Origin of the sequence: Sphingobium cloacae (genome assembly GCF_002355855.1) — a bacterium.
GTDB classification, from domain to species: domain Bacteria; phylum Pseudomonadota; class Alphaproteobacteria; order Sphingomonadales; family Sphingomonadaceae; genus Sphingobium; species Sphingobium cloacae.
In genome coordinates this window covers 147,095-168,519 of the sequence record NZ_AP017656.1, presented here as the reverse complement: position 1 = coordinate 168,519, position 21,425 = coordinate 147,095, and the positions used below count along the sequence as shown (strand labels likewise).

21 protein-coding genes and 2 pseudogenes are annotated in these 21,425 nt (G+C 63.6%); 10 read left to right on the top strand and 13 right to left on the bottom strand.

Annotation, left to right across the window (positions count from 1 at the left end):
- Positions 1 to 157: 157 nt before the first annotated feature.
- From SCLO_RS19470 to SCLO_RS19455, 4 genes are all read right to left on the bottom strand, one after another.
- A complete protein-coding gene (locus SCLO_RS19470; RefSeq protein ID WP_231726632.1) occupies positions 158 to 1,006 on the bottom strand; it encodes a trypsin-like peptidase domain-containing protein in 849 nt (282 codons plus the stop codon).
- Between the two features lie 91 nt (positions 1,007 to 1,097).
- The gene (locus SCLO_RS19465) at positions 1,098 to 1,607 is read right to left on the bottom strand and encodes an Hsp20/alpha crystallin family protein (protein ID WP_030541424.1); all 510 of its coding nucleotides are present in this window, start codon (positions 1,605 to 1,607) and stop codon (positions 1,098 to 1,100) included.
- A gap of 69 nt (positions 1,608 to 1,676) precedes the next feature.
- On the bottom strand, positions 1,677 to 2,183 hold the full coding sequence (locus tag SCLO_RS19460; protein ID WP_066519559.1) for an Hsp20 family protein: 507 nt from the start codon (positions 2,181 to 2,183) through the stop codon (positions 1,677 to 1,679).
- A gap of 94 nt (positions 2,184 to 2,277) precedes the next feature.
- Positions 2,278 to 2,934 carry an HdeD family acid-resistance protein gene (locus tag SCLO_RS19455; protein WP_174521975.1) on the bottom strand — a complete coding sequence of 219 codons (657 nt, stop codon included), beginning with the start codon at positions 2,932 to 2,934 and terminating at the stop codon, positions 2,278 to 2,280.
- A 527-nt stretch (positions 2,935 to 3,461) separates the two neighbouring features.
- Between SCLO_RS19455 and SCLO_RS19450 the strand changes: the two genes are divergently transcribed.
- From SCLO_RS19450 to SCLO_RS19440, 3 genes are all read left to right on the top strand, one after another.
- Complete coding sequence (locus SCLO_RS19450) at positions 3,462 to 4,700, top strand: SAM-dependent methyltransferase (RefSeq protein ID WP_066519565.1); 1,239 nt, start codon at positions 3,462 to 3,464, stop codon at positions 4,698 to 4,700.
- A 334-nt stretch (positions 4,701 to 5,034) separates the two neighbouring features.
- Positions 5,035 to 6,030, top strand: coding sequence for an LLM class flavin-dependent oxidoreductase (locus tag SCLO_RS19445; protein ID WP_066519568.1), 996 nt, complete (start codon positions 5,035 to 5,037; stop codon positions 6,028 to 6,030).
- Between the two features lie 19 nt (positions 6,031 to 6,049).
- Entirely contained in the window at positions 6,050 to 6,634 is a 585-nt protein-coding gene (locus tag SCLO_RS19440; protein ID WP_066519570.1) for a glutathione S-transferase C-terminal domain-containing protein, read from the top strand.
- A gap of 90 nt (positions 6,635 to 6,724) precedes the next feature.
- Here SCLO_RS19440 and SCLO_RS19435 read toward each other — a convergent pair whose 3' ends face one another.
- Genes SCLO_RS19435 through SCLO_RS19425 form a run of 3 tightly spaced genes read right to left on the bottom strand, consistent with a single transcriptional unit; the run spans position 6,725 to position 9,598 of the window.
- The gene (locus SCLO_RS19435; RefSeq protein ID WP_066519572.1) at positions 6,725 to 7,849 is read right to left on the bottom strand and encodes a tyrosine-type recombinase/integrase; all 1,125 of its coding nucleotides are present in this window, start codon (positions 7,847 to 7,849) and stop codon (positions 6,725 to 6,727) included.
- Positions 7,842 to 9,083, bottom strand: a complete 1,242-nt coding sequence (locus SCLO_RS19430; protein ID WP_066519574.1) for a toll/interleukin-1 receptor domain-containing protein — start codon at positions 9,081 to 9,083, stop codon at positions 7,842 to 7,844. The genes SCLO_RS19435 and SCLO_RS19430 overlap by 8 nt, the downstream gene beginning before the upstream one ends.
- Positions 9,080 to 9,598 carry a hypothetical protein gene (locus SCLO_RS19425; protein WP_066519579.1) on the bottom strand — a complete coding sequence of 173 codons (519 nt, stop codon included), beginning with the start codon at positions 9,596 to 9,598 and terminating at the stop codon, positions 9,080 to 9,082. The genes SCLO_RS19430 and SCLO_RS19425 overlap by 4 nt, the downstream gene beginning before the upstream one ends.
- A 176-nt stretch (positions 9,599 to 9,774) precedes the next feature.
- On the opposite strand from SCLO_RS19425, the gene SCLO_RS23495 reads away from it, so the two are divergent.
- Entirely contained in the window at positions 9,775 to 10,269 is a 495-nt protein-coding gene (locus SCLO_RS23495) for a hypothetical protein (protein WP_053000798.1), read from the top strand.
- Positions 10,270 to 10,322: 53 nt separating this feature from the next.
- On the top strand, positions 10,323 to 10,766 hold the full coding sequence (locus SCLO_RS19415; RefSeq protein WP_179948864.1) for a hypothetical protein: 444 nt from the start codon (positions 10,323 to 10,325) through the stop codon (positions 10,764 to 10,766).
- A gap of 4 nt (positions 10,767 to 10,770) precedes the next feature.
- On the opposite strand, the gene SCLO_RS19410 is transcribed toward SCLO_RS19415, so the two are convergent.
- From SCLO_RS19410 to SCLO_RS19390, 5 genes are all read right to left on the bottom strand, one after another.
- Positions 10,771 to 11,040 carry a hypothetical protein gene (locus SCLO_RS19410; protein ID WP_037448046.1) on the bottom strand — a complete coding sequence of 90 codons (270 nt, stop codon included), beginning with the start codon at positions 11,038 to 11,040 and terminating at the stop codon, positions 10,771 to 10,773.
- Between the two features lie 112 nt (positions 11,041 to 11,152).
- Positions 11,153 to 11,857, bottom strand: coding sequence for a PepSY domain-containing protein (locus SCLO_RS19405; protein WP_331386562.1), 705 nt, complete (start codon positions 11,855 to 11,857; stop codon positions 11,153 to 11,155).
- Between the two features lie 597 nt (positions 11,858 to 12,454).
- Positions 12,455 to 12,730, bottom strand: coding sequence for a hypothetical protein (locus SCLO_RS19400; protein ID WP_030541607.1), 276 nt, complete (start codon positions 12,728 to 12,730; stop codon positions 12,455 to 12,457).
- A gap of 55 nt (positions 12,731 to 12,785) precedes the next feature.
- Complete coding sequence (locus SCLO_RS19395) at positions 12,786 to 13,535, bottom strand: methyltransferase family protein (RefSeq protein ID WP_082731805.1); 750 nt, start codon at positions 13,533 to 13,535, stop codon at positions 12,786 to 12,788.
- Positions 13,532 to 13,795: a DUF2933 domain-containing protein gene (locus SCLO_RS19390; protein ID WP_013039078.1), complete on the bottom strand. Its 264-nt coding sequence runs from the start codon at positions 13,793 to 13,795 to the stop codon at positions 13,532 to 13,534. Before SCLO_RS19390 ends, SCLO_RS19395 begins: the two co-directional genes overlap by 4 nt.
- 251 nt (positions 13,796 to 14,046) lie before the next feature.
- Between SCLO_RS19390 and SCLO_RS19385 the strand changes: the two genes are divergently transcribed.
- The 5 genes and pseudogenes from SCLO_RS19385 (at position 14,047) to SCLO_RS19370 (ending at position 19,502) form a co-directional block, all read left to right on the top strand.
- On the top strand, positions 14,047 to 15,507 hold the full coding sequence (locus SCLO_RS19385; protein ID WP_021245239.1) for an MBL fold metallo-hydrolase RNA specificity domain-containing protein: 1,461 nt from the start codon (positions 14,047 to 14,049) through the stop codon (positions 15,505 to 15,507).
- On the top strand, positions 15,504 to 17,042 hold the full coding sequence (locus SCLO_RS19380; RefSeq protein ID WP_030541610.1) for a thymidine phosphorylase family protein: 1,539 nt from the start codon (positions 15,504 to 15,506) through the stop codon (positions 17,040 to 17,042). Before SCLO_RS19385 ends, SCLO_RS19380 begins: the two co-directional genes overlap by 4 nt.
- A pseudogene (locus tag SCLO_RS19375) lies at positions 17,039 to 17,945 on the top strand (ribose-phosphate pyrophosphokinase); the annotation flags it as partial. The gene SCLO_RS19380 and the pseudogene SCLO_RS19375, both read left to right, overlap by 4 nt.
- A 147-nt stretch (positions 17,946 to 18,092) precedes the next feature.
- Positions 18,093 to 18,288: pseudogene (locus SCLO_RS24430) on the top strand (hypothetical protein); the annotation flags it as partial.
- Between the two features lie 593 nt (positions 18,289 to 18,881).
- The gene (locus tag SCLO_RS19370) at positions 18,882 to 19,502 is read left to right on the top strand and encodes a response regulator transcription factor (protein ID WP_030541612.1); all 621 of its coding nucleotides are present in this window, start codon (positions 18,882 to 18,884) and stop codon (positions 19,500 to 19,502) included.
- Positions 19,503 to 19,645: 143 nt separating this feature from the next.
- Here the strand turns inward: SCLO_RS19370 and SCLO_RS19365 are convergent, their stop codons facing one another.
- On the bottom strand, positions 19,646 to 21,412 hold the full coding sequence (locus tag SCLO_RS19365) for an oleate hydratase (protein WP_030541613.1): 1,767 nt from the start codon (positions 21,410 to 21,412) through the stop codon (positions 19,646 to 19,648).
- Positions 21,413 to 21,425: the final 13 nt, after the last annotated feature.

Here is a 21,425-nt window from a genome sequence, read left to right as displayed (position 1 = left end):
CTGCTGAAGTGCCGGCCTATCCCCACGTGAATTGTCGCCCGACGCGCGGCCGCACGTCTACCTTCTAATTCAGCCGGGGCTCATCGAGCGAGTTGCGATCGGCTCCTGCCCGACGACCCCCATTGCTGCGGCACGATTCCGCGACTGATGATATGGGTCAGCTTTCTGCAGGAGCCAATCGCGAGCCCGCAATCCGCTCGACCACTCGTCGCGCGATATCCGACGGCACGGCAAGTCCGATACCGACATTGCCGCCGCTGGGACCAATGATTGCGCTGTTGATGCCGATGACCTCGCCGCGCATGTTGATCAGCGGCCCACCCGAGTTTCCTGGATTGATGGGGGCATCGGTCTGAACATAGGGCGGCCCCCCCGCGGACGGCGCCCGTACCGCGCTGATGATGCCGGCGGTGACGGTCTGGCCCACCTCAAAGGGGTTGCCGATCGCCACGACATAGTCGCCGACATGGGCCTTGGCTGACTCGCCGAGCGGCAGGGCCTTCAGCCCTCTTGCGGGGATCCTCAAGACGGCGATGTCGGTCAGTGGATCGCTCCCGAGCAGTTCCGCCTCGACCTGTCGATCGCCGATGCCGACAGCAATTGCACGCGCGTGCGAGACGACATGCTGGTTGGTCACCACCAGCCCGCGTTCGGCGTCGACCACGAACCCCGACCCGGCCGATATGCGCGGCGCGAGGGCTTCGTCAGGAACACCAAGAAAGAGGCGGTAATAGGGATCGCGGAGCAGAGGGTTCTGCGCATAGGGCGAACTCTGCAGCACGGCGATGTTGACCACCGCCGGCGCAACCCGCTCCACCAGTGGCGCCAGCGTCAACCGGTTGAGGGGAACGGCATCGCTCGATATCGCCCGTTGCCCGGTCGCTTCAGCCGGGGCGGTGCTCGTCAGCATCTCGACGGCCGCGCCGCCAAGGGTTGCGCCAACGAACGTGAGCACCAAAGCCCATGCTGCCCAGATGCCCCTGGATTGCCGGTGGGATCGAACCATGACTGTTCCCTCTGCTTCGTCCTCCACCAGCCGGCGCAGGGAGCGTGTGTTTCGAAAGCCGCGCACCGGCGGCGCCGGCGCGCGGTATCGATCAGTGCTGCGTCGCGCCGTCGCCGAGCGGTATCCTGCGACCGCGCGTCGTCCGCTGCGACTTGGGCATCCGCACCGTCAGCACGCCATCGCGTAGCACGCCCTGGCAGTTCTCTTCGTCGGCGCCATCGGGCAGCACGATCGAGCGTTCGAAACGGCCATAGTAGCGTTCGGACCAGCCGCGATCCTTGTCCTGGTGCTCGGACTTCTTCTCGCCCCGGAGCGTCAGCACGCCATCGTCCACGGTGACGTCCACATCCTTCTCGGTCAGGCCGGGAAGCTCGGCGGTGACGATCACCTGATCATCGGTCTCCTTAACCTCCAGATACGGCCAGCTCTGCACATTGCTGGAGAGGCCGATGCCGCCCACAAGCGGTGCCCGGAAAAAGTCCTCGAACAGGCGATCCATCTCTCGGCGGAGCTGAACATAGGGGCTGCGCTCTTCGTCGCGGAAGAGCGCGGGCGCCGGGTTCTCCTGCCGGCGCCACGGAATCAAATCACGCATCGACATGATTCGTCTCCTTGGTTGCTGGCGAAGAGGGCTCGCCGCCCCGGAAGGCGCGGCGAGCCCGGTTCGGCATCAGGCAGCTTCGCGCTGCTTGGCGCCGTCGTTGGCCTTCTCGTTATTGTTCGCGGACGAGTCCTCGATCCGGCGGGCATTTTCACCAGCCGCGCCGATGCTGATCTTCCGCGGCTTCATCGCCTCGGGGATCTCGCGCACCAGCTCGATCGAGAGCATGCCATCCTTGAGCTCCGCATTCTTCACCTGAACATAATCCGCCAGGCCGAAGCGGCGCTCGAAGTCACGCGCAGCGATGCCGCGGTGGATGTAGCGGCTTTCCTCGCTTTCCTGCTTGCGGCCAGAGACCACGAGCAGATTCTGCTGAGCGGTCACTTCGATCTCGTCGGGGCGGAAGCCGGCCACCGCCATGTTGATGCGGTAGCGGTCCTCGCCTTCGCTCACGAGGTCGAACGGCGGATAGTTGTCGGCAACCTGCGAAGTCAGACCGTTCTCGAGCAGGTCGAACAGCCGGTCGAAGCCAACAGTCGAACGCCGGAACGGCGTGAAGTCATAGTTGGTCCTCATAAACAAGTCCTCCTTTGAGCAACGAGTGTATGAAGAGCGTCCGAGAGAGCGGACGCACTCTCCATGCCGGGTCCTTTCGGCACCCGGCAGGAGATTATTTGGTTTCGTCAGAACGGCTTTCAAGACCATTCTCAACAGCCTGAAGTCGCTTCAGGCGGATGCCGAGGCTGATCAGCGTGAAGCCGGCAAAGAACGCCCAGGCCGCGATCACCCACGCCACCGAGAGGATGCTGGCGATGGGGTAGAGCCACAGCATGGTCCACACCCAAACGCCCAGCAGGATCGACAGCGCGCCCGAGATTCCAAGCAGCCATTCGCCCTTGATCTCCTTGCGAAGCCGGATAGCGGCCGCGATCTCAAGGGCACCGGTGAGGAACGCCCAGGCGATCAGTACGCCGAGCGTTACGAGCGCATAGCTTAGGGTTGCGACCTCAGGCATGAGCGCAACGGCCACCGCGGCCGCGATGCCGATGACGCCGCGCAGGACCATCGCCCACCAGCGATCCTCCTTCTTCGTCGCCCCCCGTACACCCGCGATCAGCGACAGGATGCCGTCTGCGCCGGCATAAGCGGCAAACACGAGGGTGAAAGCGAACAGAGCATTCAGCGGAAACAGGATAGTGACTACGCCCAGCAACAGGGCCAGGGCACCACGGAACACAATCCAACCCCAGTTCCGCCTCAACAGCGCAGAACCCCGGGCATAAGCACTCCCCGTGGAGAAGGGGGAGGCAAAAGACATTGCGGTCATATGATCTCTCCCAGTTCAACAGCGGAGGCCGACACGGGAGCCCTGATCAGGCACTTCCGCGCCGGCGACCATCACGCGCAGAGATAGGCGACGCCATCATGATTTGAATAGCTGCTCACGGACCCGGCAATAGCTGCGGCCTGCGGGCAAGGTGTTGGCCGAGGATCGCGAGAGTGCGTTCGGCGTCGATAAGGGCGGCTTCCTGCCGCTCTCGGAGCCGGCGAGGTCGCCGACCGTGCCGGCGCGGGGTGGTCAGCATCGGCGGCGACGGCCATTGCGGGATCGCACCCCGTCGAGGTCGAACTTCGGGGCGGCTATGCCACGTCGTTCCGCGCGGCTGTCCCGGTGGCCTACTCCGCCGGCCGTCCCGCCGATAGATGGCGCCGACCTTCGGCTATAGAGAGGCCGTGCTGCACCTGTGCGTAGATGCCCCGGGGTTTCGGCGGCGCCGTGCCTTTCGCAAGGACAGGGGCGAGAGGCTGATCTTCCTCATGGTGCTGCGAGCTGAGCCTTGTTAGCCGCGGCTCATGGCTCTCATCGATCGCTTTCTTGCCACGCGTGTCAAGCGGGGACAGCTTTCCGTCACCCACGCCGACGGCAGGGTCCAAACCTTTGGCACACCCGACCCAATGATGCCTGACATCGCAATACGGTTCAGCGATTCCGCGGTCGCCGCGCGAATTGTCCGCAATCCGGCACTCGGTGCGGCGGAAGCATATATGGACGGACGGCTGTTGATAGACAGAGGTGATATCCGTGGATTGATCAATCTGTTGAAAGGCAACAGCCCGTGGGAGGAAGGAGACCGGCTAAGACCATTGGCTCCAATCCGGCTGCTGGAGCAATTCGTGCATCGCATTGACCGTATCAACATGAAGCGTCGCTCCAAGCGTAACGTTGCGCATCATTACGATCTGTCCGACCGCCTTTATGACCTCTTTCTCGATGCTGATCGCCAATATAGCTGTGCATATTTCACCGACCCGGCGAATACGCTGGAGCAAGCCCAAGCGGATAAGAAGGCCCATATCGCGGCCAAGCTCCTGCTCAAGCGAGGTATGCGCGTACTCGATATCGGATGCGGCTGGGGTGGTATGGCGCTGTACCTGCACAGAGCTACGGGCGCCGAGGTCCTGGGGATCACGCTGTCCGAGGAGCAGCTAAAGTTCGCTCGACGGCGCGCTGATGAGGCGGGCGTCTCCGATAAGGTCCGCTTCGAATTGCTCGACTATCGTGCTGTAACCGGCCGGTTTGACCGAATCGTCTCTGTGGGCATGTTTGAGCATGTCGGCCCAGCATATTATGGAACCTTCTTCCGCAAGTGCCGCGCGTTGCTTTCTGATGACGGAGTGATGCTGCTGCATACGATCGGCCGGATGGATGGCCCGGGGGTCACCGACACGTTTACGACCAAATACATCTTTCCGGGCGGGTACAACCCTGCACTGTCTGAGATCGTGCGCGGCTATGAAGGAACGAAGCTGTTTCCGACCGACATCGAGATCCTCCGACGTCACTATTCGAGGACGATCGATCATTGGTACGATCGTACAGTCGCCGCGAAGGACCAGATCATCGCGCTATATGACGAGCGCTTCTTTCGTCTATGGACCTTCTACCTCGCCGGCGCCGCGGAAGCCTTCCGCACAGGAGGTATGGTCAATTATCAGGTACAACTCGCGAAGAGTCGCGCTGCCGTGCCGGAAATACGCGACTATATGGTGGAGGCCGAGCAACGACTACGCCTGGGCGGCGATGCTGCATAGCTTCCTCGCACCCTGCCTGGGATGTTGCGGATTCTCGAGGGCGATCGCGTCGTGAAGGCGGGTTTGGCGCCATGCACCCTCCTGATCAAACATTCAGTCGCGCGCTCTGTCGCATCCGTGTTTCGTCAGCTTCCCCTCGAGAGACAGCCTTCAGCGCACCGCGAGTCTCGTGGCCTGCAATCCGCGTTGAGGTCACAGTCGTTGAGATCGCTGCCTTTCATAATTAGATGCCACTTGTCTCTGGCCTCTCTTCGTACTTGCGGAGCGGGTTTCCGGATTGAGACCCCGCCCCGCGACAACCTAGAACCGTCGCCCACGAGCGTATGAGTGCCCAATGGATCTCGGTATCGTCGATATCTGCCCCACTCCCCCGAATGGCACGCAGGCGGACGCTTTCCGCAATGCAGTCGATCTTGCCCAGCGGGCAGAGGCACTCGGAATCAAGCACTATTGGCTCGCCGAGCATCATGGCTCGGCTGCGGTCGCCTCGCACGCCCCTGAGATCCTTATCGAGCACGTCGCTTCGGCAACGCAGACGATCCGCGTGGGATCGGGAGCCGTGCTGCTGAACCACTACAGCCCGCTGAAGGTTGCCGAGCAATTCCGCACGCTTCATGCGCTTCATCCGGGGCGCATCGACCTTGGCGTCGGGCGTGCGTTTGCCGGACCCGTCGCGGACATCGCCCTGCAAAGGCACCGCGACGGCAGGCGCGTCGACGATCATGCCGATCAGGTTTTCGAACTGCTCTCCTGGTTGACGGGGACGATGCCCCCTGGCCACGCCTTTGCCTCTCTCGATCTCGCGCCGGACGTTCCCGGCTGGCCCGAGATGCTGCTTCTGGGGTCGAGCCAATCGAGCCCGCATCTGGCTGGACAATTGGGCCTTCCCTATGTCTTTGCCGGCTTCATTTCTCCGCAAGGCGCCGTCCCGGCCCTTGCGAGCTACCGCCGAAGCTTCCGGCCTTCCCAGGTGGTGGGCCTCGAGAAGCCGCATGCAATCCTCGCGATCCACGTCGTATGTGCCGACACGACCGAGGAAGCCGAGCGCCTCGCAATGCCGGTCCGGCACATGTATGCGACACTTTCGAGCGGAAAGCTCGAGCGCAGATTGTCTACCCCAGAGCAGGCGATCGCTCACTTCGGCAAAGTTATCAGTGCCGAGAATGATGAGTGGCCGCGCTTCGTGATCGGCGATCCCGCGCGCGTCGCCTCGGTGCTCGAGCGCATGATCGAGCAGACCCGGCCGGACGAGATCATGATCCAGGACCTCATCACCGATCATGGAAGCCGCGCACGATCACATGCCCTGATTGCCGACCTGTTACAGTAAACAATGCGGAGAGAGTTTGATGAAACTATATTACACCCCTGGCGCTTGCAGTCTGGCTGACCATATCGCTCTCCACGAAGCGCAACTTCCTTTCGAAAGGGAACAGGTCGATCTGCAGACCAAGCGCACCGAAGGCGGCGCTGATTACACCTCGATCAATCCGAAGGGATATGTCCCGGCGCTCACTCTCGACTCGGGCGAAACCCTGAGCGAGAACATCGCAATTCTCGACTGGATCGCGCATCAGAACCCGGCGCTGAAGCCCTCCGGCGAGATGGGGCACACGCGCCTGCTGGAGGCGCTAGCCTACGTCTCGACCGAGATCCACAAGAGCTTCAAGCCCTTTTTCGCCGGCGGCGGCGACGACGAGAAGACCAGGGCTGGTGAAGCGATCGTCAAGCGGATGGCCTATCTCGCCGACACGATGAAAGGCGAGTTCCTGTTCGGCGCGGACATCAGCGTCGCCGACTGCTACCTGTTCGTCATGCTGCTTTGGGCACAGAAGATGGGCCTCGACGTGCCCGAAAAGCTTGCCGGCTTCCGCGACCGAATGATGGGGCGCCCGGCCGTGCAGAAGGCGATGACGGACGAGGGCTTGATCTGAACCACGGATGAGACGGGCCTCGGTTGAGGCCGGCCTGGCTCGGCCGATGGCTATCTTGTCGAGCAGCAGCACGCTTGGTGCAGGGTTCTGCTATCGGGAGAACCGCTTCGCCAAGCGCGCGCTCGCGCCGCTCTTCGCGGCGAGCTTGGCGCCATAGCGCATGACCGTCTTGGGATCCCGCCAGCGATAGGCCTGCATGATCGCCGGCAGGCTCTCGCCTGCGGCGAAATTGTCTTGGGCGACGCCAACCCGGATCGAGTGGCTCGAGACGGCGGCCACCCAGCGTTCGAGCTCCGCCTCGCTCATCCCTCCGAGCAGCTTCTTCTCGAACGCGGCGCGGATCAGCCGACGGTAGATCAAGGTGATCGTGTTCGGGTGCAGGGGCCCCTCCCCTACCGACCGCACCGAGCCGTCGAAATAGGTCTCGACGCGCCGAAAGAGCGGTCCGCCCGCTATCCCGCCAGCCCGCTTCCACTCCGCAATCGCCTGCATCGTCGCGGGCGAGAGATAGGCGATGGCGCCCGCGCGCTCGCGGTCGGTCTTGCTGGTCGCAATGAACAGGGTTCCCGAGCCGTCGGAATCGGGCCCTTCGACCGCGTCACAGACGATCGCCACCAGCTCGGAGCGCCGGCAGCCGCTGTCATAGGCGACCCGCAGCAGCGCGCGGTCGCGCGCGCCGAGCATGTCGCGGCGAGAGGCCTTGAGCAGATGCGCCAGGCAGATGCCGGTCGCCGGATCGTCGAGGTCGCTCACCTCACCCTTGAACCGGATGCCGCGCGCCTGGCGCTGGCGCGTGCCCAATAGCTTGCGCAAGCCCTTGAGCTCGAGCCGCACCAGCGGCGCCGCTGTCGGATCATCAAGCCCGGCCATGCGATAAGCCCAGCCGATGTTCACCAGATAGCGCTCGATCGTCGCCGGGGCCCTTCGCTTCAGCGGATTGCGCGGATCCTGCTCGATCCCCGACAAGGCCCGCAGATAGCAAGCGACCGCGTCCGCATCGGCCCGGGCTGTGGCAAGTCCGCGCCGCCGACACCATTGGTCCCAGATCTTCAGATCCGACAGGAAGGCGCGGATCGTGTTCGTCGACCAGGCCCGCGCGGCCGCGGCGACGAGCTGCGGATCGGCGAGCCGGCGGGCCGGCGCCAGCGCCTCGACCTGCGAGACGATCTCGCTGATCGGCGCCGCCTCGACACGGTGGAGCGCAGGTTCAGTCATGATTGCGCGCGAAGCGCAACGTCTCGTCCGTGCGCACAAGCTGCACGGCCCGCCAGGGCGCCGAGGCCAGCGCATGCCGGGATTTGATCGCCCCGACCCGCTCGAGATAGCAGATGGCGCTGTTCATCCGGCGCGGTTCCCATCCGAGCGTCTCGGCAAGCCGCTTGGTGTCGGCGGCCCGCTCCTCGCCCGTCACCATCCGGTTCGCCAGCGTCCGCGCATCCTCGCTGGGGCTGAACGGCATGAACGCCTCGTCAAAGTCCACGAACAGCGCGGGCTGCGGCGCGTAATGTCCGGGCACGTTCATCTCGCGCAGGTAACCGCCGTTCTTCAGATCGAGCAGCGCGATCCTGAGATCATCCGTCGCTATGTCGAGCGAGGCCGTGAGGTCCTCAAGGGTCGCCACCGGGTCGACGGCCAGCGCATGCGCGCTGGTCTCGACGACGTGCTTGCCCACCGCGATCGCAGCCGGCGACCAGCCCTCCAGCCCGCTGGGCGCGGTCTGGACATAGCGGGGGGCGTCGCCGAGCGCCGGCTTGCGGCTCACGCCGTGCAGGCGGTCCACCAGCCCCTTGAGGTCCGCCTCGCTCGCGGGATCGATCTTGAGGAACAGCATCGCCTGCAGGAAGGGCGAGAGCTTTGCAGGATCGAGGTCGACGACGAGCGGCACGAACCGGCTCTTGCCACCGACCTGCTGGACGAGCCCGACGTCGATCTCCTTTGCGACCCACGGCTTGGCGATCGACTTCTCGGTCAGCACCACGACGAAATGGGTCATGGCGCCGAGGCCCTCCTCCATCTTCTGCCGAAGACTATCGCCCGGCTCGATCTCCCATTCGTCGAACCAGACGTCGACGCCGTTCGCCATCAGATATTCCGCGATCGGACGCACCCGATCCTTGTCCTCGCTCGCATGCGCCAGATAGACTTTGGGGTGCGGGGCGCCGTCGGCGGCATTCATGACCTGAACCTTTCCCGGGTCGACACCCAGACGCTTTTCCAGAAGCCGCGCGAAAGCAGGCGAGCCGGTGGTGCGGATCGCCACCCGATTGCCCGACAGCCGGTCGACGAAGACGTCGGCATGATGGCCGGTCTCGGGATCGACGATCGAGGCGGCCGCTCCCCTCGCCTTCTCCTCGAGCGCCTGCATGCCGAGCGCGATCGCCTTGGCCTCGATGTCGGCGGCAAACCTGCTGGCGTCGAACGGCCGGCCATTGTGGGTGAACTTGATCATTGGCTGTGGCGCTGAACGTATCGGCGCAGCTCCACCAGATCCTCGTCGGCGAGCAGAATCCCCATCGTCGGATAGTCGTCCTGCAGCGACTTGCGCACGCGGCCGTCGTGAACGCATGGGATCAGCAGCGCGAAGGCGGGGTTGAAGCGGCGGCGCTCCCAGCCCGCGGCCTCCTCGAGCTTCCTGGCGTTCCCGCCCAGCTCGGGCTGGTCGAGCAGCAACCGGGCGAGCACGACCGAATCCTCGACCGGGTCGTGCCCGGTGATCGCGGGATCGCTGGCGATGAACAGCTCTACCGTCGTCCGCACGCGCGGCAGGTGCGGCCCCAGCACATGCGAGAGCGTCACGAGCCCGTCGGCCTCGAGCTCGGCCAGCGCCATTCCCAAGGTCTTGCGGCTTTCCTGGGGGAAGGCCTCGAGCAGCTCGTCGCCAAAATGCGTCGGCAGGCCCTTGGGGCTGTGCTCGGCCATGTGGCGGCCGAGCCGCTGCGCAAGGTCACTCAGATGCTCGTACACGCCTCGTCTTTCCTGTTGCGCCCCGGTGCGGAGGCCCGCCGGTGCCCGAACAGCCAGCTCCTGTTCCTTACCGGCATATAGAAGCTTCAACAATGGGGTGTTGATAAGGGTTCATTATCAACACTAGGCGTGACTCCACGCTATACTCAAAGGGCGATCTCGGGATATGCTTGGGGATGGCTCGCCGCTCTTCCGCGCTGACATCGCTGCCGTGGAGCGACGGTCTCGCCGCGGCGCTCGAGCAGGCGAGCGCCGCCGTCGGGCGGCTCGATGCGCGGACTTCCGCCACTTCGGGTGCTCGCGCGTGGCAATTGCGCGCCGCCTGGACCGGCTACGCCGCCGCGCTCCAGCTCCAGGGCCACGAGATCGACGAAATCGATGTTTTTTCGTGGGGCTGCGCCCTCCCCGTCCCCGGCCGGCCACGGATCGCGACGCTCGACGATCCCTTCGAAGGCTTCGCCAGATGGCAGGCCCAGTTCGCCGGAAACACCCGGCGCCACTGGCGCGAGGACCTGGGCGCGCGGGTCGAACCCGACCCGAGCTACGCCGGCCCCCGGCTGATCCGCGCGCTCGAGGCTCTGCGGCAGATCAGCATCGCCGAGAAATCGAAGTGCAGCATACGCACGGCGGCTGTGCAGCGCATCGGCATGGGTCCAGAAAGCGCGGCTTAGCTCTATACTGGGTGCGATCTCGGGTGCAGTCATTCTCTTTCGCCGGAAAACCGGTGAAGGGGCCGTTCCTGGTAATGATCGTCGCAGGCGAGTATCCGGAAGCGCACGGCTACGCACCATTGCGCGCATTTGCCCAACCGATTTATTCGGGCCGTCGCTTCATCCCGGTCAATTCCGAGTTCGAGCGAGACGTTCTGCGCGCGCTTCTGGAAGCGAGGCGCGAGCTAGCCGAGGAGGGCCTTGATATCTTTGTCGAGAAGCCCGTCTTTGATCACCTCACTCCCGCCGGCCCCTGCCGCCCCGACTTCCTGATCGAAGCGCGTTCAGGCACGACCGGCGAGATCAGGCAATGGATCTTGGAGGTGCTGGAGTTCGGCGAGCCCGAGGTCCACCAACGCGAAAGGCTTCGGCGAGTAGCGCCACTGTTGACTGTCACCCCGGCCGACCGCAACGCGGCGCACCTGGTAGCCCGACTCTCAGACGCCTTCGCCCTTTAAACGATCAGCTCCACCTCAACGTGAATCCGAACGAACTGACGATCGCGAGCGTCACGGGCGTCGAAAGCAGATAAAGCTTCTGCCACCGCCACCAGGATTTGGGGAGGAACAGCGCCACATCCTTGGCGCTGCGAAGCTGCGCCCAGGCCTTCTCGCGCCAGAGGCGACAGGCGAGAACAAGGATCGCCAAGGCCATTGCGATCGCGCAGCACAGAGCGGTCGCAGTATAAAGCGCCATCCAGTTGATCATTTCAGCATCGCTCAGATGCGCCATGGTCTACCCCATCGCTGCCAAACGAAGTCTCGCCTGTTCAACTGCGTTCCAACCCGCCGCGCGACTTATCACTTTTCTTTATCATCATGCTTCTCCGGTTTCTGCCGGTCCGCTAGCCTGACGCGCTTGACCGACGCCGCTTCGGCCAACGCATGCAAAGAAGCACGGCCCCGCCAAGCCAAAGTCCGAGGCCGCCGAGCGCAAACCCTAGAAGCCATGGCGTGTTGAAGTCCTCGTGATTCTTCCAATCCATGATGTGAAGGCTCCAGAAGAAGTCATAAAGCCGCCACGTGCCTGTCCTCACCGCCGCAATCCGGCCGGTATCGGCCGCCACGAAGATCCGAGTGGAGTCCGGATCGGCGAACGTCACACGCCAGGCGGGAAGCGTGCCGCGATATTCGGGACTGGCGCGATCGATCAGTTCCACGTTCACACTTGGGTGATCGTTGCTCCGCCAGGCGGCCCTCGCTACCGCTTGGGCTTGCGCCGCAGTTGGGGCGGGCAACAGTGCGCCCGTTCTCGCGTCGAACAGCCGCGTCCCTCGGGCCGTTGTCGCCTCAGCGACCGGGCGGCCAAGCCACATGCGATAGCTCACGGTCTCGATCCGCGTCCCGGTCGCCGCGACGATCACTGATGGTGGGACGAGCGCCACGCCGCGAGGCAAGGGCGCCACGGCTTTGCGGTCCACAAGGTGATCGCCATGCACTCGATCGATGGGCAAGAAGCTCATCAACGCGCCGCTCGCGAACCACAAAAGAAGCTGCGCGCCGACAATGATCGCGAGCCACTTGTGAGTGCGGCTCGCGAGAAGGTGCAGCCGAAGTTTGGTGCTTCTCAGGGTCGAATCTCCATCCTTGCGTGTCTCATTTCGTGCCTGCCAGATTCTTCATCATCCCGCGTGGCCGACAGGTGCGCCCGCGACCAGCGCTTGTACGGCTCAGCCGTCATCCCCGAGAGTTAGCGCACGAACGCCACCGTGTCCCAGACAGGGGATCCGGTGCGTCTTGCCCCCCGCCGGCTCGGCCGTCAGCTTACACCATGCTTGATAATCCAGGGCTGCTGAGCGGGCGTGAGGCGTTGCGCCACCCCTCGCCAGTTCGGGGCTTGCCGTTAAGGGCCTTGGCTCACCTCCGATTCCTCCGCGCCGGGGCGATAGATGACAGCCGCTGCACATCTCTCCGTAGAGGCCGACACCGACTGACACCCGTTGCGCCGACGCAAAATCCGGCCGCGCCCTTGGCAATCAGCCCGCTGGCACGGCGGTCGAACAGGTCAGTTGCTTGTCCGGCTTACAGATAGCGCCCGATCGCACTGCCCGGGCTCGGTCACGTCCTGAACTTCGGTGACGTTCAGGACGTGGCTGCGATCTCGATCGGTGGGCGGCCCAGCTTTTCGAGGGCGATCGCGTGACGGGCTAACCAACGACGGGATCTTTGACCCACCCCAAGGCATCGTGCAGCTCTGATATGTCGGCGTCGATGATCGCGTACAGGTCTTTATCTTCCTCGCGAAAGAACATGCGCGCCTTCGCTTCGTCTTCGGCAGGGGGAAGCATCGCTCCCAGGCGCTCCGGCCATTTCGCGTCTATGAATCTCATGAGCCGCTTCCAGGCCGCGGATCGGGTCTGATGGAGGCTCAGGACGGGAACGCCGTTTACTACAATCGCAAGGATCGTCACCTGCATGGTCACATACGCCCCCTCGATTTCGTCATGTTCGTGATGATCTTGCGGAGGAGGACAACGTCTAACCTCCTGGCAGCATGTTGTCGTGTTCTCGAGAACCCTCGCTAACCGGCCCGTCCGTCTGATGGCCTGCCATTCGAGCATTTCCTGTGAAGGCCAGTCCTGCAATCTCCCGCTTCCAACGCAAGCTGGGGAAGAAGGCGGGAACATGGGCCATGTACTGGCGGTAGCTATCGCCGTAGGTCGCGAGCGCGTATCTCTCCTCATGCTTAGCCAAACGAATGTACATCACCACCAGCACCGGAAACATGGCAAGCGTCAGAAGCGTCGGCCATTGTAGCAAGAAACCGAGCATGACGAGGATGAACCCTACGTATTGAGGGTGCCGCACCCGGGCGTAGACCCCCGTCATTGCCAATTCGTTTTTGCGCTGACTCGTGTGAAGCGCCGTCCACGCGATCGAGATTAGCCAAAAGCCTACACCAATCAGCACAAAGCTGGCGATGTGGAACGGGCCGAAATGCGGATTGATGCGCCAGCCGAACATCATTTCCAGGATGTGGCCAGCATCGTGGCTCCACCAGTCGACGCCGGGGAAATGCGACTGGAGCCACCCCGACAGCAGGAAGATGGTGAGCGGGAAGCCATACATTTCGGCGAAGAGCGCGACGATGAACGCACTGAACGCGCCGAAGCTGCGCCAGTCGCGCCGCGTTGCCGGCTTGAAGAAGCTGAACGCAAAGAGGATGAAAACGGCGGCATTGACCAGCGCGAGCCCCCACAGACCATAGCCATAGTCGGCGTGCGTCATCGCGACTCTCCTTCGATGCGGCCGTTGGGATTGGCCGGCAAGCCGGCGGGTGCCTGGCCGGGCTCATGGCCATGCTGATGCCCACCTTGGCCGTGGTGCATGAACAGGTGCATGAGCGGGCAGGCGAGCAGGATGAGATAGGGCAGCACACCCAGGAAGTGCGCGGTATGCTCGGTAATGAGGAAGAAGCTGGCGACGAGCAGGAAGCCGATCAGAACGATCTTGCCGCGCTTGCGCATGCGATGGTCATGTTCGCCCATATGCCGTTCTCTTCTAGTCAACCTCCAGCCTGCATAGGCTCGAGTCCAAGGAGCAAGGTATAAGTAGAGAGCGAAGTCCGAAGGGCATCGCGCAAGCATGGGTAAGGTGATCGATCGGATCGGCCACCGGTGTTCGCGCGACGCAACTGTCGGGAGCAGCAGTCGTGCTGCGGCTTTTGCGTATAGGCGTGCGGCGTCCGCGAATCAAAGCTGCGCTCACGAACATAATCGTGAGAGGCAGGCCCGCGTCCATGCACAAGAGAAAGAAACGGCACCATTCCCGCAACCAGTCCGGCGTGACCGTCCTCGAGCGCGAAGCAAGGATCGATCTGGCTAAGCGCCCGGCCGATGGTCTCGGCGTCGCCTTTCTCGGCGCATCGGGAACGGTCACAGGGTCGCGTTATCTGGTGGACGATGGTGAAACTCAGATCGTTGTCGATTCCGGCCTGTTTCAAGGACCCAGGGATCTGCGCCGCCTTAATTGGGCGCCAATTCCACCCGAAGTCGCCGATGTCGGCCAAGTCCTGCTGACCCACGCTCATCTCGATCACTCGGGCGCGCTACCGCGCATGGCGCGCCTGGGCTGGGACGGTACCGTCCTTGCCACCCGGGCGACCGCGGCCCTGTGCGAGCTCCTTCTTCCCGACAGCGGTCATCTGCAGGAAAAGGATGCGGAGTTCGCCAACCGGCACGGCTTCTCCAGGCACCAGCCGGCGCTGCCGCTCTACACCCAGGCTGACGCGCGTCTGGCATTGCAGCTCTTCCGGCCGATCGAGTTCGGAGCGTGGCATGCAGTCACGGACGGCATCAGGGTGCGCTATCATCGCGCCGGCCACATCCTCGGCGCGGCGTCGATCGAGATCGACTGGAAGGGGCGGACAATCCTCTTCTCAGGCGACATCGGCCGTTACGGCGATTCGGTGATGAAAGATCCCGAGCCGCCCGCGCGCGCCGACTATGTCCTGGTGGAATCGACCTATGGCGATCGGCGCCACGAGCAGGTCGATCCGACAAAGACGCTTGGAGATCATGTCGAACGATGCGTCGAGAGAGGAGGGACGGTGGTGATCCCGGCCTTCGCCGTGGGACGGGTCCAGTCGCTTCTCTATCATTTCTCGCGTCTGCGCGCGCAGGGACGCCTCCGCGACATCCCGATCTTCCTCGACAGCCCGATGGCGATCAACGCGAGCGGGCTGATGTGCGATTTCATGGACGAGCATCGCCTGGCCCGCGCCGAGTGCGAAGCGGCGTGCAGCGTCGCGCACTATGTGCGCGAAGTGGAGGAATCCAAGGAACTCACCGCCAACCCCGCCCCAAAGGTCATCATCTCGGCCAGCGGAATGGCAACGGGCGGCCGCGTGCTCCACCATCTCAAGCGCTTCGCGCCGGATGGGAAGAACCTCATCCTCTTCTCGGGCTTCCAGGCGGCGGGCACCCGCGGCGCCGCCATGATCGGCGGCGCCCGGACGATCAAGATCCACGGCGAGTATATCCCGGTCGAAGCCGAGGTCGCCAACCTGACGATGCTCTCGGCGCATGCCGACAGCGACGAGCTCATGCGCTGGCTCGGCTCGCTGCACGAGGCCCCGCGCCACGTCTATGTCACCCATGGCGAGCCGACCGGCGCCCACGTCCTGGCGAAGCGTGTCTCGGAGGAACTGGGCTGGGCATGCAGCGTACCGGCGCTGGGTAGCTGGGGCATGCTCGCGTGAAGCCCGGGATCATCGAGAACGCCGAAGCAGAGTCTGTCGCGACGACGCTGCGGGCACGCCGCATCGGCCTGTCGGGTGCCGGTAGCGATCTGATTGCGGTCATGCGCCACGACTGTCCCGTCTGCCGCTCGGAAGGTCTTGCGTCCCGCGCGCAGGTCGCGCTGCGCGCCGGCGGGCGGGAAATCGTCGTCTCGCTGCTGCACAGTTCCGCGGAGGCTCCAGCGCCCGGCGAGATCGGCCTCTCGGAATCCGCATGGCAGCGGCTCGGCGTCAGCGAGGGCGATCCGGTCGAGATCGCGCACGCCCAGCCTCTCGCCTCGCTCGCCGAAGTGCGTCGGCGTATCTATGGCAATCGTCTCAGTGACGGGGCTTTTTCAGCGATCATCACCGACATCGCCGAGCGACGCTATAGCGATGTCCATCTCTCGGCATTCGTCACGGCCTGCTCGGCGGTCCCGCTCGATACGGACGAAACGATCAGCCTGACCAGGGCGATGGTCGATGTCGGCGAGCGATTGCAGTGGCCCGGAACGGTCATCGTCGACAAGCATAGCGTCGGTGGATTGCCGGGCAATCGCACCACGCCGATCATCGTCTCGATCATGGCCGCGGAGGGCCTGATCATGCCCAAGACATCGTCGCGGGCGATCACCTCGCCGGCCGGCACGGCGGACACGATGGAGGTGCTGGCACCTGTCGACCTCGACGTTTCCGCAATCCGCAAGGTGGTCGAGCGCGAAGGCGGCTGCATCGCCTGGGGCGGCGCCGTCAATCTCAGCCCTGCCGACGACGTGATCATCGGCGTGGAGCGCGTGCTCGATATCGATGCCGTCGGGCAGATGGTCGCCTCGGTGCTGTCCAAGAAAGTCGCGGCCGGTGCGACCCATCTGGTCATCGACATCCCGGTCGGGCCGACCGCCAAGGTCCGCGGAGCCGCTGCCGCCGACACCCTCGAGCGCGCGCTGAGCTCGGTCGCCCAAGCCTTCGGGCTTCGCACGCGCGTGATGCGCGGCCCCGGCGCGGAGCCGATCGGACGGGGCATCGGTCCGGCGCTCGAGGCGCAGGATATCCTTGCCGTGCTCCAGGGGCAGCCTGGCGCCGAGGATCTCGCCCACCGGGCCTGCGAGCTGGCGGGAGGACTGCTTGAGCTCGCGGACGCGGCCCCGGCCGGCGAAGGCTATGCGCGTGCGCGGGCGTGCCTCGAAAGCGGCCGGGCCTGGGCCAAGTTCCAACGTATCTGCGAAGCGCAGGGCGGCATGCGGGCTCCACCGGTCGCCCGGTTCCAACAGGATATGATCGCTCCCTATAGCGGCCGCCTGGTGAGTATCGACAATCGCAAGCTCGCGACGGTCGCGAAGCTTGCCGGCGCGCCGATGGCCAAGGCCGCCGGCGTCGCGCTGCAGTGTCGGCTGAACCAGATGGTGGATGCCGGGGCTCCCTTGAGCACCATTCATGCCGAGAGCCCGGGCGAGCTCGATTATGCGGCGGCCTATGCGGTGAGCGACGGGCCGATCTTCGGGATTGAAGCGCTATGAACCGTCCCGTGCTGTTCGCGCTGTCTGGCAGCGAGGCCCTGGCACAGCCGCTATCCGCCGCACTCGATGCAGAGGTCGGCACGATCGAGCATCGTCAGTTTCCCGACGGGGAAACCTATCTCAGGGTCGTAAGCGACATCAGCGACCGCGACGTCATCCTGCTGTGCAGTCTCGATCATCCGGACGCCAAGCTGTTGCCGCTGCTGTTCGCAGCCGACACCGCGCGCGATCTGGGCGCTCGCAGGATCGGGCTCGTCGCCCCCTACCTCGCTTACATGCGCCAGGACATTCGCTTCCATGCCGGCGAGGCGGTGACGTCGCGAACCTTTGCCGCGATCCTGTCCCGCCATCTCGACTGGCTGGTGACGGTCGATCCGCATCTCCACCGCTATCATGCGTTGTCGGAAATCTACCGCATCCCGACCCAGGTTGTTCATGCTGCGCGGCTTCTGGCCTCGTGGATCAAGCGCAATGTCGCTCGTCCGCTGATCATCGGTCCGGACCTGGAAAGCGAACAGTGGGTCTCGCAGGTGGCGGCCGATGCCGATGCTCCGTTTCTCGTGTGCGAGAAAATCCGGTCCGGCGACCGTGACGTCACCATCTCGATTCCGAATGCCCCAGCGTTTCTCGATCGCCAGCCGGTGCTGGTCGACGATATCGCCTCATCCGGCCGGACCCTCGCCGAGGCGGCGCGCCAGCTGGTCGGCATGGGGTTCGCGCGACCGGATTGCGTGGTCGTGCATCCGCTTTTCGCCGGCGATGCAGCGCAAGTCCTGGGTGGGCTCGTCGAGAGGATCGTGAGCACGAACGCTGTTGCGCATACCTCTAATGATATCGACGTGATGCCGGCGATTGCGGAGGCCGTTCGTCACGGAATTTGAACGGTGCGCTGCGCGTCAGTTCTTCAGTACTCAATGCTCAATGCACGATGAAAACGAACGCCCGGCAAACGCCGGGCGCATTCCCATCCATTGACCCTACACGAGCCCGAACCAATCTTCCGGGAACTTCGCTTTCGGAGAAAGTCGCGGCAGGAAAGGAGGATATGTCATGTCGCACACACGCTCTTTCCTTGATCCCTTCATCGTTGCTCGGACCCGCAGCTTGAGCCCGAAGTGAAGCCCGCCATCCTTGCATCCTGGGCGTCCGATCGCTCCGCCGTCGAGGGCCAACCGGCCCTCCGTCGCCCGCCAGCATCCCGGTGCCGGTCGACGATGTGATGGCAGCGCTGCGCTGGCTCGATCGCGCTGAGCGCGGCGCGGGCCTGGCATCCTTGGTTCGTCAGGAACAACCCGGTATCGGTGCCATCCTCGCCGGGAATATCGAAACTGCGACACGGAAGGCGGGCGATCTCTGCGATGATCAGCCTTCGATCTCAAAACCCTATGATCACCGGTTCGTGCTGAATCGGATTCGCCGTGCCGTAGCGGCGCGCGAGCGGAGCTGCGATCCGCCCCGGACATCGGCGTTACGGCGCGCTGCTGACACAGAATAGCGATTATCAGCTTCTTGCCATGACAACATGACGCGTCGAGCTTAGGAGCAACCAGCGCGCTCATCCCCCAAGAGGCGTGCCCACTCCCGGCGGCAGCGTCTTGCGGCGCCTTGCCGCCGGGAGACCAGAGGGAGCGCCGCCCCGTTCGCAAGAGCGGTCATCTCGCAAAGTTCGGCACATGATGCCGGGTCGCTTACCCCCCTCTCGCCGAGCACCTGCCTTGCCTGTTGTGATGCGGCGGTATTTCGGCCTTGACCTTGGACCATGGTCCTACCCGTAGAAGGTCTCCCCTTTGAAGCTGTGCCCGCTGGGGTGCGCAGCAATGCCAACACGTCCGGGGGGCCATGGAGAGCAAGCGCGTCGTTCATGTCATTGATGACGAAGAAACAATCAGGAAAGCTGTAGGATTCACATTAAGGACAGCGGGATTTGCCGTCGAGACCTATGGCTCGGGAGTCGACTTTCTGAAAATTGCAGATGAAGCTGAAAGAGGTAGCATCGTTCTCGACATGCACATGCCGGACATGAACGGTCTACAGGTTCAGGCAGCGCTGACGCAGATGGATATAAGCATGCCAGTCGTGATGCTGACCGGCAACGGAGACATTGCGCTTGCTGTCCAAGCGATGAAGGCGGGTGCTGTCGATTTCCTGGCCAAACCTATCGAACGGGCGCTGCTGCTCGATGCGATAGACCGAGCGTTCGCGCGCATCGACACGGCCGAGGGGCGCGCTCTCGAAGAAGCCGAGGCATGCCGACAGGTCGATCTACTGACACCGCGCGAACGGGATGTTCTCGAAGGCCTTGCGCAAGGCCTTCCGAACAAGACCATCGCCTATGATCTGGGCATTTCTTCACGGACGGTCGAAGTCCATCGCGCGAGCATCATGTCCAAGCTTGGAGTCCGTACCCTTGCCGAAACCTTGCGGATCGCCTTTGCGGCTGGAATGGGAAGGCCGCTGTAGGTAAAGGCGGCCAGGGCTGCTGCGGTTGAATCTCTGCGTGTCACCTGATGGCGCGGACATAGTGCCTGCCGGGATGCATCGACGTTGTTCATCAGCTTTTGGCGGAATTTTCGTGAGCCCAGGCGAAGGGTCGCGCTTGATTGCTATCGCGAAAGGAGATGAAACTCTTCCAACAGCTGGGCGATCTCTGTGCCTTCAAGCTTCTTCATCAACAGCTTGCGCAGGAAGGACGGGCCGGGAATGTCGATCCCTTTGCCATCCCTGAGCGGCCCGATTGTGGCCAGAAGCGTGCGGATATCATAGGTTGAGTTGAACACTTCCGGCACGCCGCGTTCGACCTTCATCAGCGTGTAGACGGCCTCCATCGGCGTGCGCACCGAATATTCCGTCGTGAAGATACAATCACGCTGCTTCGACTCGGCAAACTGGCCGACAAAGGCGAAGTTGACCGCGCCCTCGGGCACCACGTCCGGCCGGTCGCCGGCCTGGCGCGGCATGAAGAAGGCGGTGATGTAGGGCATCATCACCGGCACGGTCGTCGCCCCCGTCGCGGCGAGCCCAGGAATATCCTCGACCGGCACGCCGAGATGATAGAGCCATTCTTGCGTGATCTCCTCGCCCGTACAGTCCTGCATCGGCTTCTTCACATAGTCGCCGGGTCGGTCGACGAACAAGGCATAGAACCAGGCGACGATCTGGTCCTTCGGCTGCTTCCTGAAGTGGGGTTGCCGGCTCACCGTCCAGCTCAGCAGCCAGCTCGAGTCCTTGACCGTGATGATGCCGCCGGTCACCACCGTGCCGCTGAACGGATCGCGCCTGGCGATCTTGCGAATGTACGCCGGAATGCGCGCGTCGAGCGTGGTGATGGTCGCCGACGCCCATTTGGTTTCCGGGATATGGGATCCAAACACGTCGGGACGACCAAAGGCCGGGTCCTTGGCCGCGATCCGGCGCCACAGGTCCCAGGCCGGCGCCGGCCCCTCATTCAGCCTGGCCGGTGTATGATGATCGCCATTGTCGGAATTCTCGGTCAGCGATCCGATGGTGATGAAGACGAGGTCGTCGGCGCCGAGATCGACGCCGCCTTCGACCCCGTTTTCGATCCAGGCAATCCGGGTCGCCTGTTTGCGGCCGGGCCGGATGTCGAAATCGACGTCGGTGACCTCGACGCCGTAGCGAAACCTGACGCCGCGATCCTGCAGCCAGTTGACCAGCGGCAGGACCATCGATTCATATTGATTGTAGCGGTTGAACTTGAGTGAGGAGAAATCCGCCAGACTGCCGATATGGTGGATGAAGCGATGGAGATAGAGCTTCATCTCAAGCGCGGAATGCCATTCCTCGAAGGCGAACATGGTGCGCCAGTAGAGCCAGAAGTTGCTCCTGAGGAAATCATCGCCGAAGACTTCGTTGATCCGCTTGTTCTCCATCTCCTCCCGCGTCGCGAGGAAGACGGAGATCAGATCTCTTCGCGCGCGATCGCTGAGTGTCAGCAAAGCCTTGTCAGGCACATCCTGGCCCTGGTTCTGCGTGACGCGCTGCAGCGAAAAATTCGGATCGTCCTTGTTGAGCCGGTAGAATTCGTCGAGCACACTCGCATCCTCGATCTCCAGCGAAGGGATCGAGCGATAGAGATCCCAGAGGCATTCGAAATGCTCCTCCATCTCGCGCCCTCCGCGGATGACGAACCCCTTTTCGGGGACGTCGAGGCCGTCGAGCGCGCCGCCGGGAACATGCAGCTCCTCAAGGATGGTAATACGCTCGCCGGCGACGCCGCCGTCGCGGATCAGGAACGCCGCGCCCGCTAGTCCCGCAAGACCCGAGCCGACGAACCAGGCCGTCTTCCTGTCAGCGCCCTCAGGTTTGCGGGGGCGCACGAAAGCTTCGTAGTTTCCGCTACTATAGTGCATGGCGAACTCCCTC

Coding starts and splice junctions, on each gene's coding strand:
- SCLO_RS19470 (WP_231726632.1), bottom strand. CDS start 1,006: ATGGTTCGATCCCACCGGCAATCCAGGGGCATCTGGGCAGCATGGGCT.
- SCLO_RS19385 (WP_021245239.1), top strand. CDS start 14,047: ATGCACAAGAGAAAGAAACGGCACCATTCCCGCAACCAGTCCGGCGTG.
- SCLO_RS19465 (WP_030541424.1), bottom strand. CDS start 1,607: ATGTCGATGCGTGATTTGATTCCGTGGCGCCGGCAGGAGAACCCGGCG.
- SCLO_RS23495 (WP_053000798.1), top strand. CDS start 9,775: ATGGCTCGCCGCTCTTCCGCGCTGACATCGCTGCCGTGGAGCGACGGT.
- SCLO_RS19430 (WP_066519574.1), bottom strand. CDS start 9,083: ATGATCAAGTTCACCCACAATGGCCGGCCGTTCGACGCCAGCAGGTTT.
- SCLO_RS19365 (WP_030541613.1), bottom strand. CDS start 21,412: ATGCACTATAGTAGCGGAAACTACGAAGCTTTCGTGCGCCCCCGCAAA.
- SCLO_RS19445 (WP_066519568.1), top strand. CDS start 5,035: ATGGATCTCGGTATCGTCGATATCTGCCCCACTCCCCCGAATGGCACG.
- SCLO_RS19410 (WP_037448046.1), bottom strand. CDS start 11,040: ATGGCGCATCTGAGCGATGCTGAAATGATCAACTGGATGGCGCTTTAT.
- SCLO_RS19440 (WP_066519570.1), top strand. CDS start 6,050: ATGAAACTATATTACACCCCTGGCGCTTGCAGTCTGGCTGACCATATC.
- SCLO_RS19390 (WP_013039078.1), bottom strand. CDS start 13,795: ATGGGCGAACATGACCATCGCATGCGCAAGCGCGGCAAGATCGTTCTG.
- SCLO_RS19455 (WP_174521975.1), bottom strand. CDS start 2,934: ATGACCGCAATGTCTTTTGCCTCCCCCTTCTCCACGGGGAGTGCTTAT.
- SCLO_RS19460 (WP_066519559.1), bottom strand. CDS start 2,183: ATGAGGACCAACTATGACTTCACGCCGTTCCGGCGTTCGACTGTTGGC.
- SCLO_RS19395 (WP_082731805.1), bottom strand. CDS start 13,535: ATGACGCACGCCGACTATGGCTATGGTCTGTGGGGGCTCGCGCTGGTC.
- SCLO_RS19370 (WP_030541612.1), top strand. CDS start 18,882: ATGGAGAGCAAGCGCGTCGTTCATGTCATTGATGACGAAGAAACAATC.
- SCLO_RS19435 (WP_066519572.1), bottom strand. CDS start 7,849: ATGACTGAACCTGCGCTCCACCGTGTCGAGGCGGCGCCGATCAGCGAG.
- SCLO_RS19450 (WP_066519565.1), top strand. CDS start 3,462: ATGGCTCTCATCGATCGCTTTCTTGCCACGCGTGTCAAGCGGGGACAG.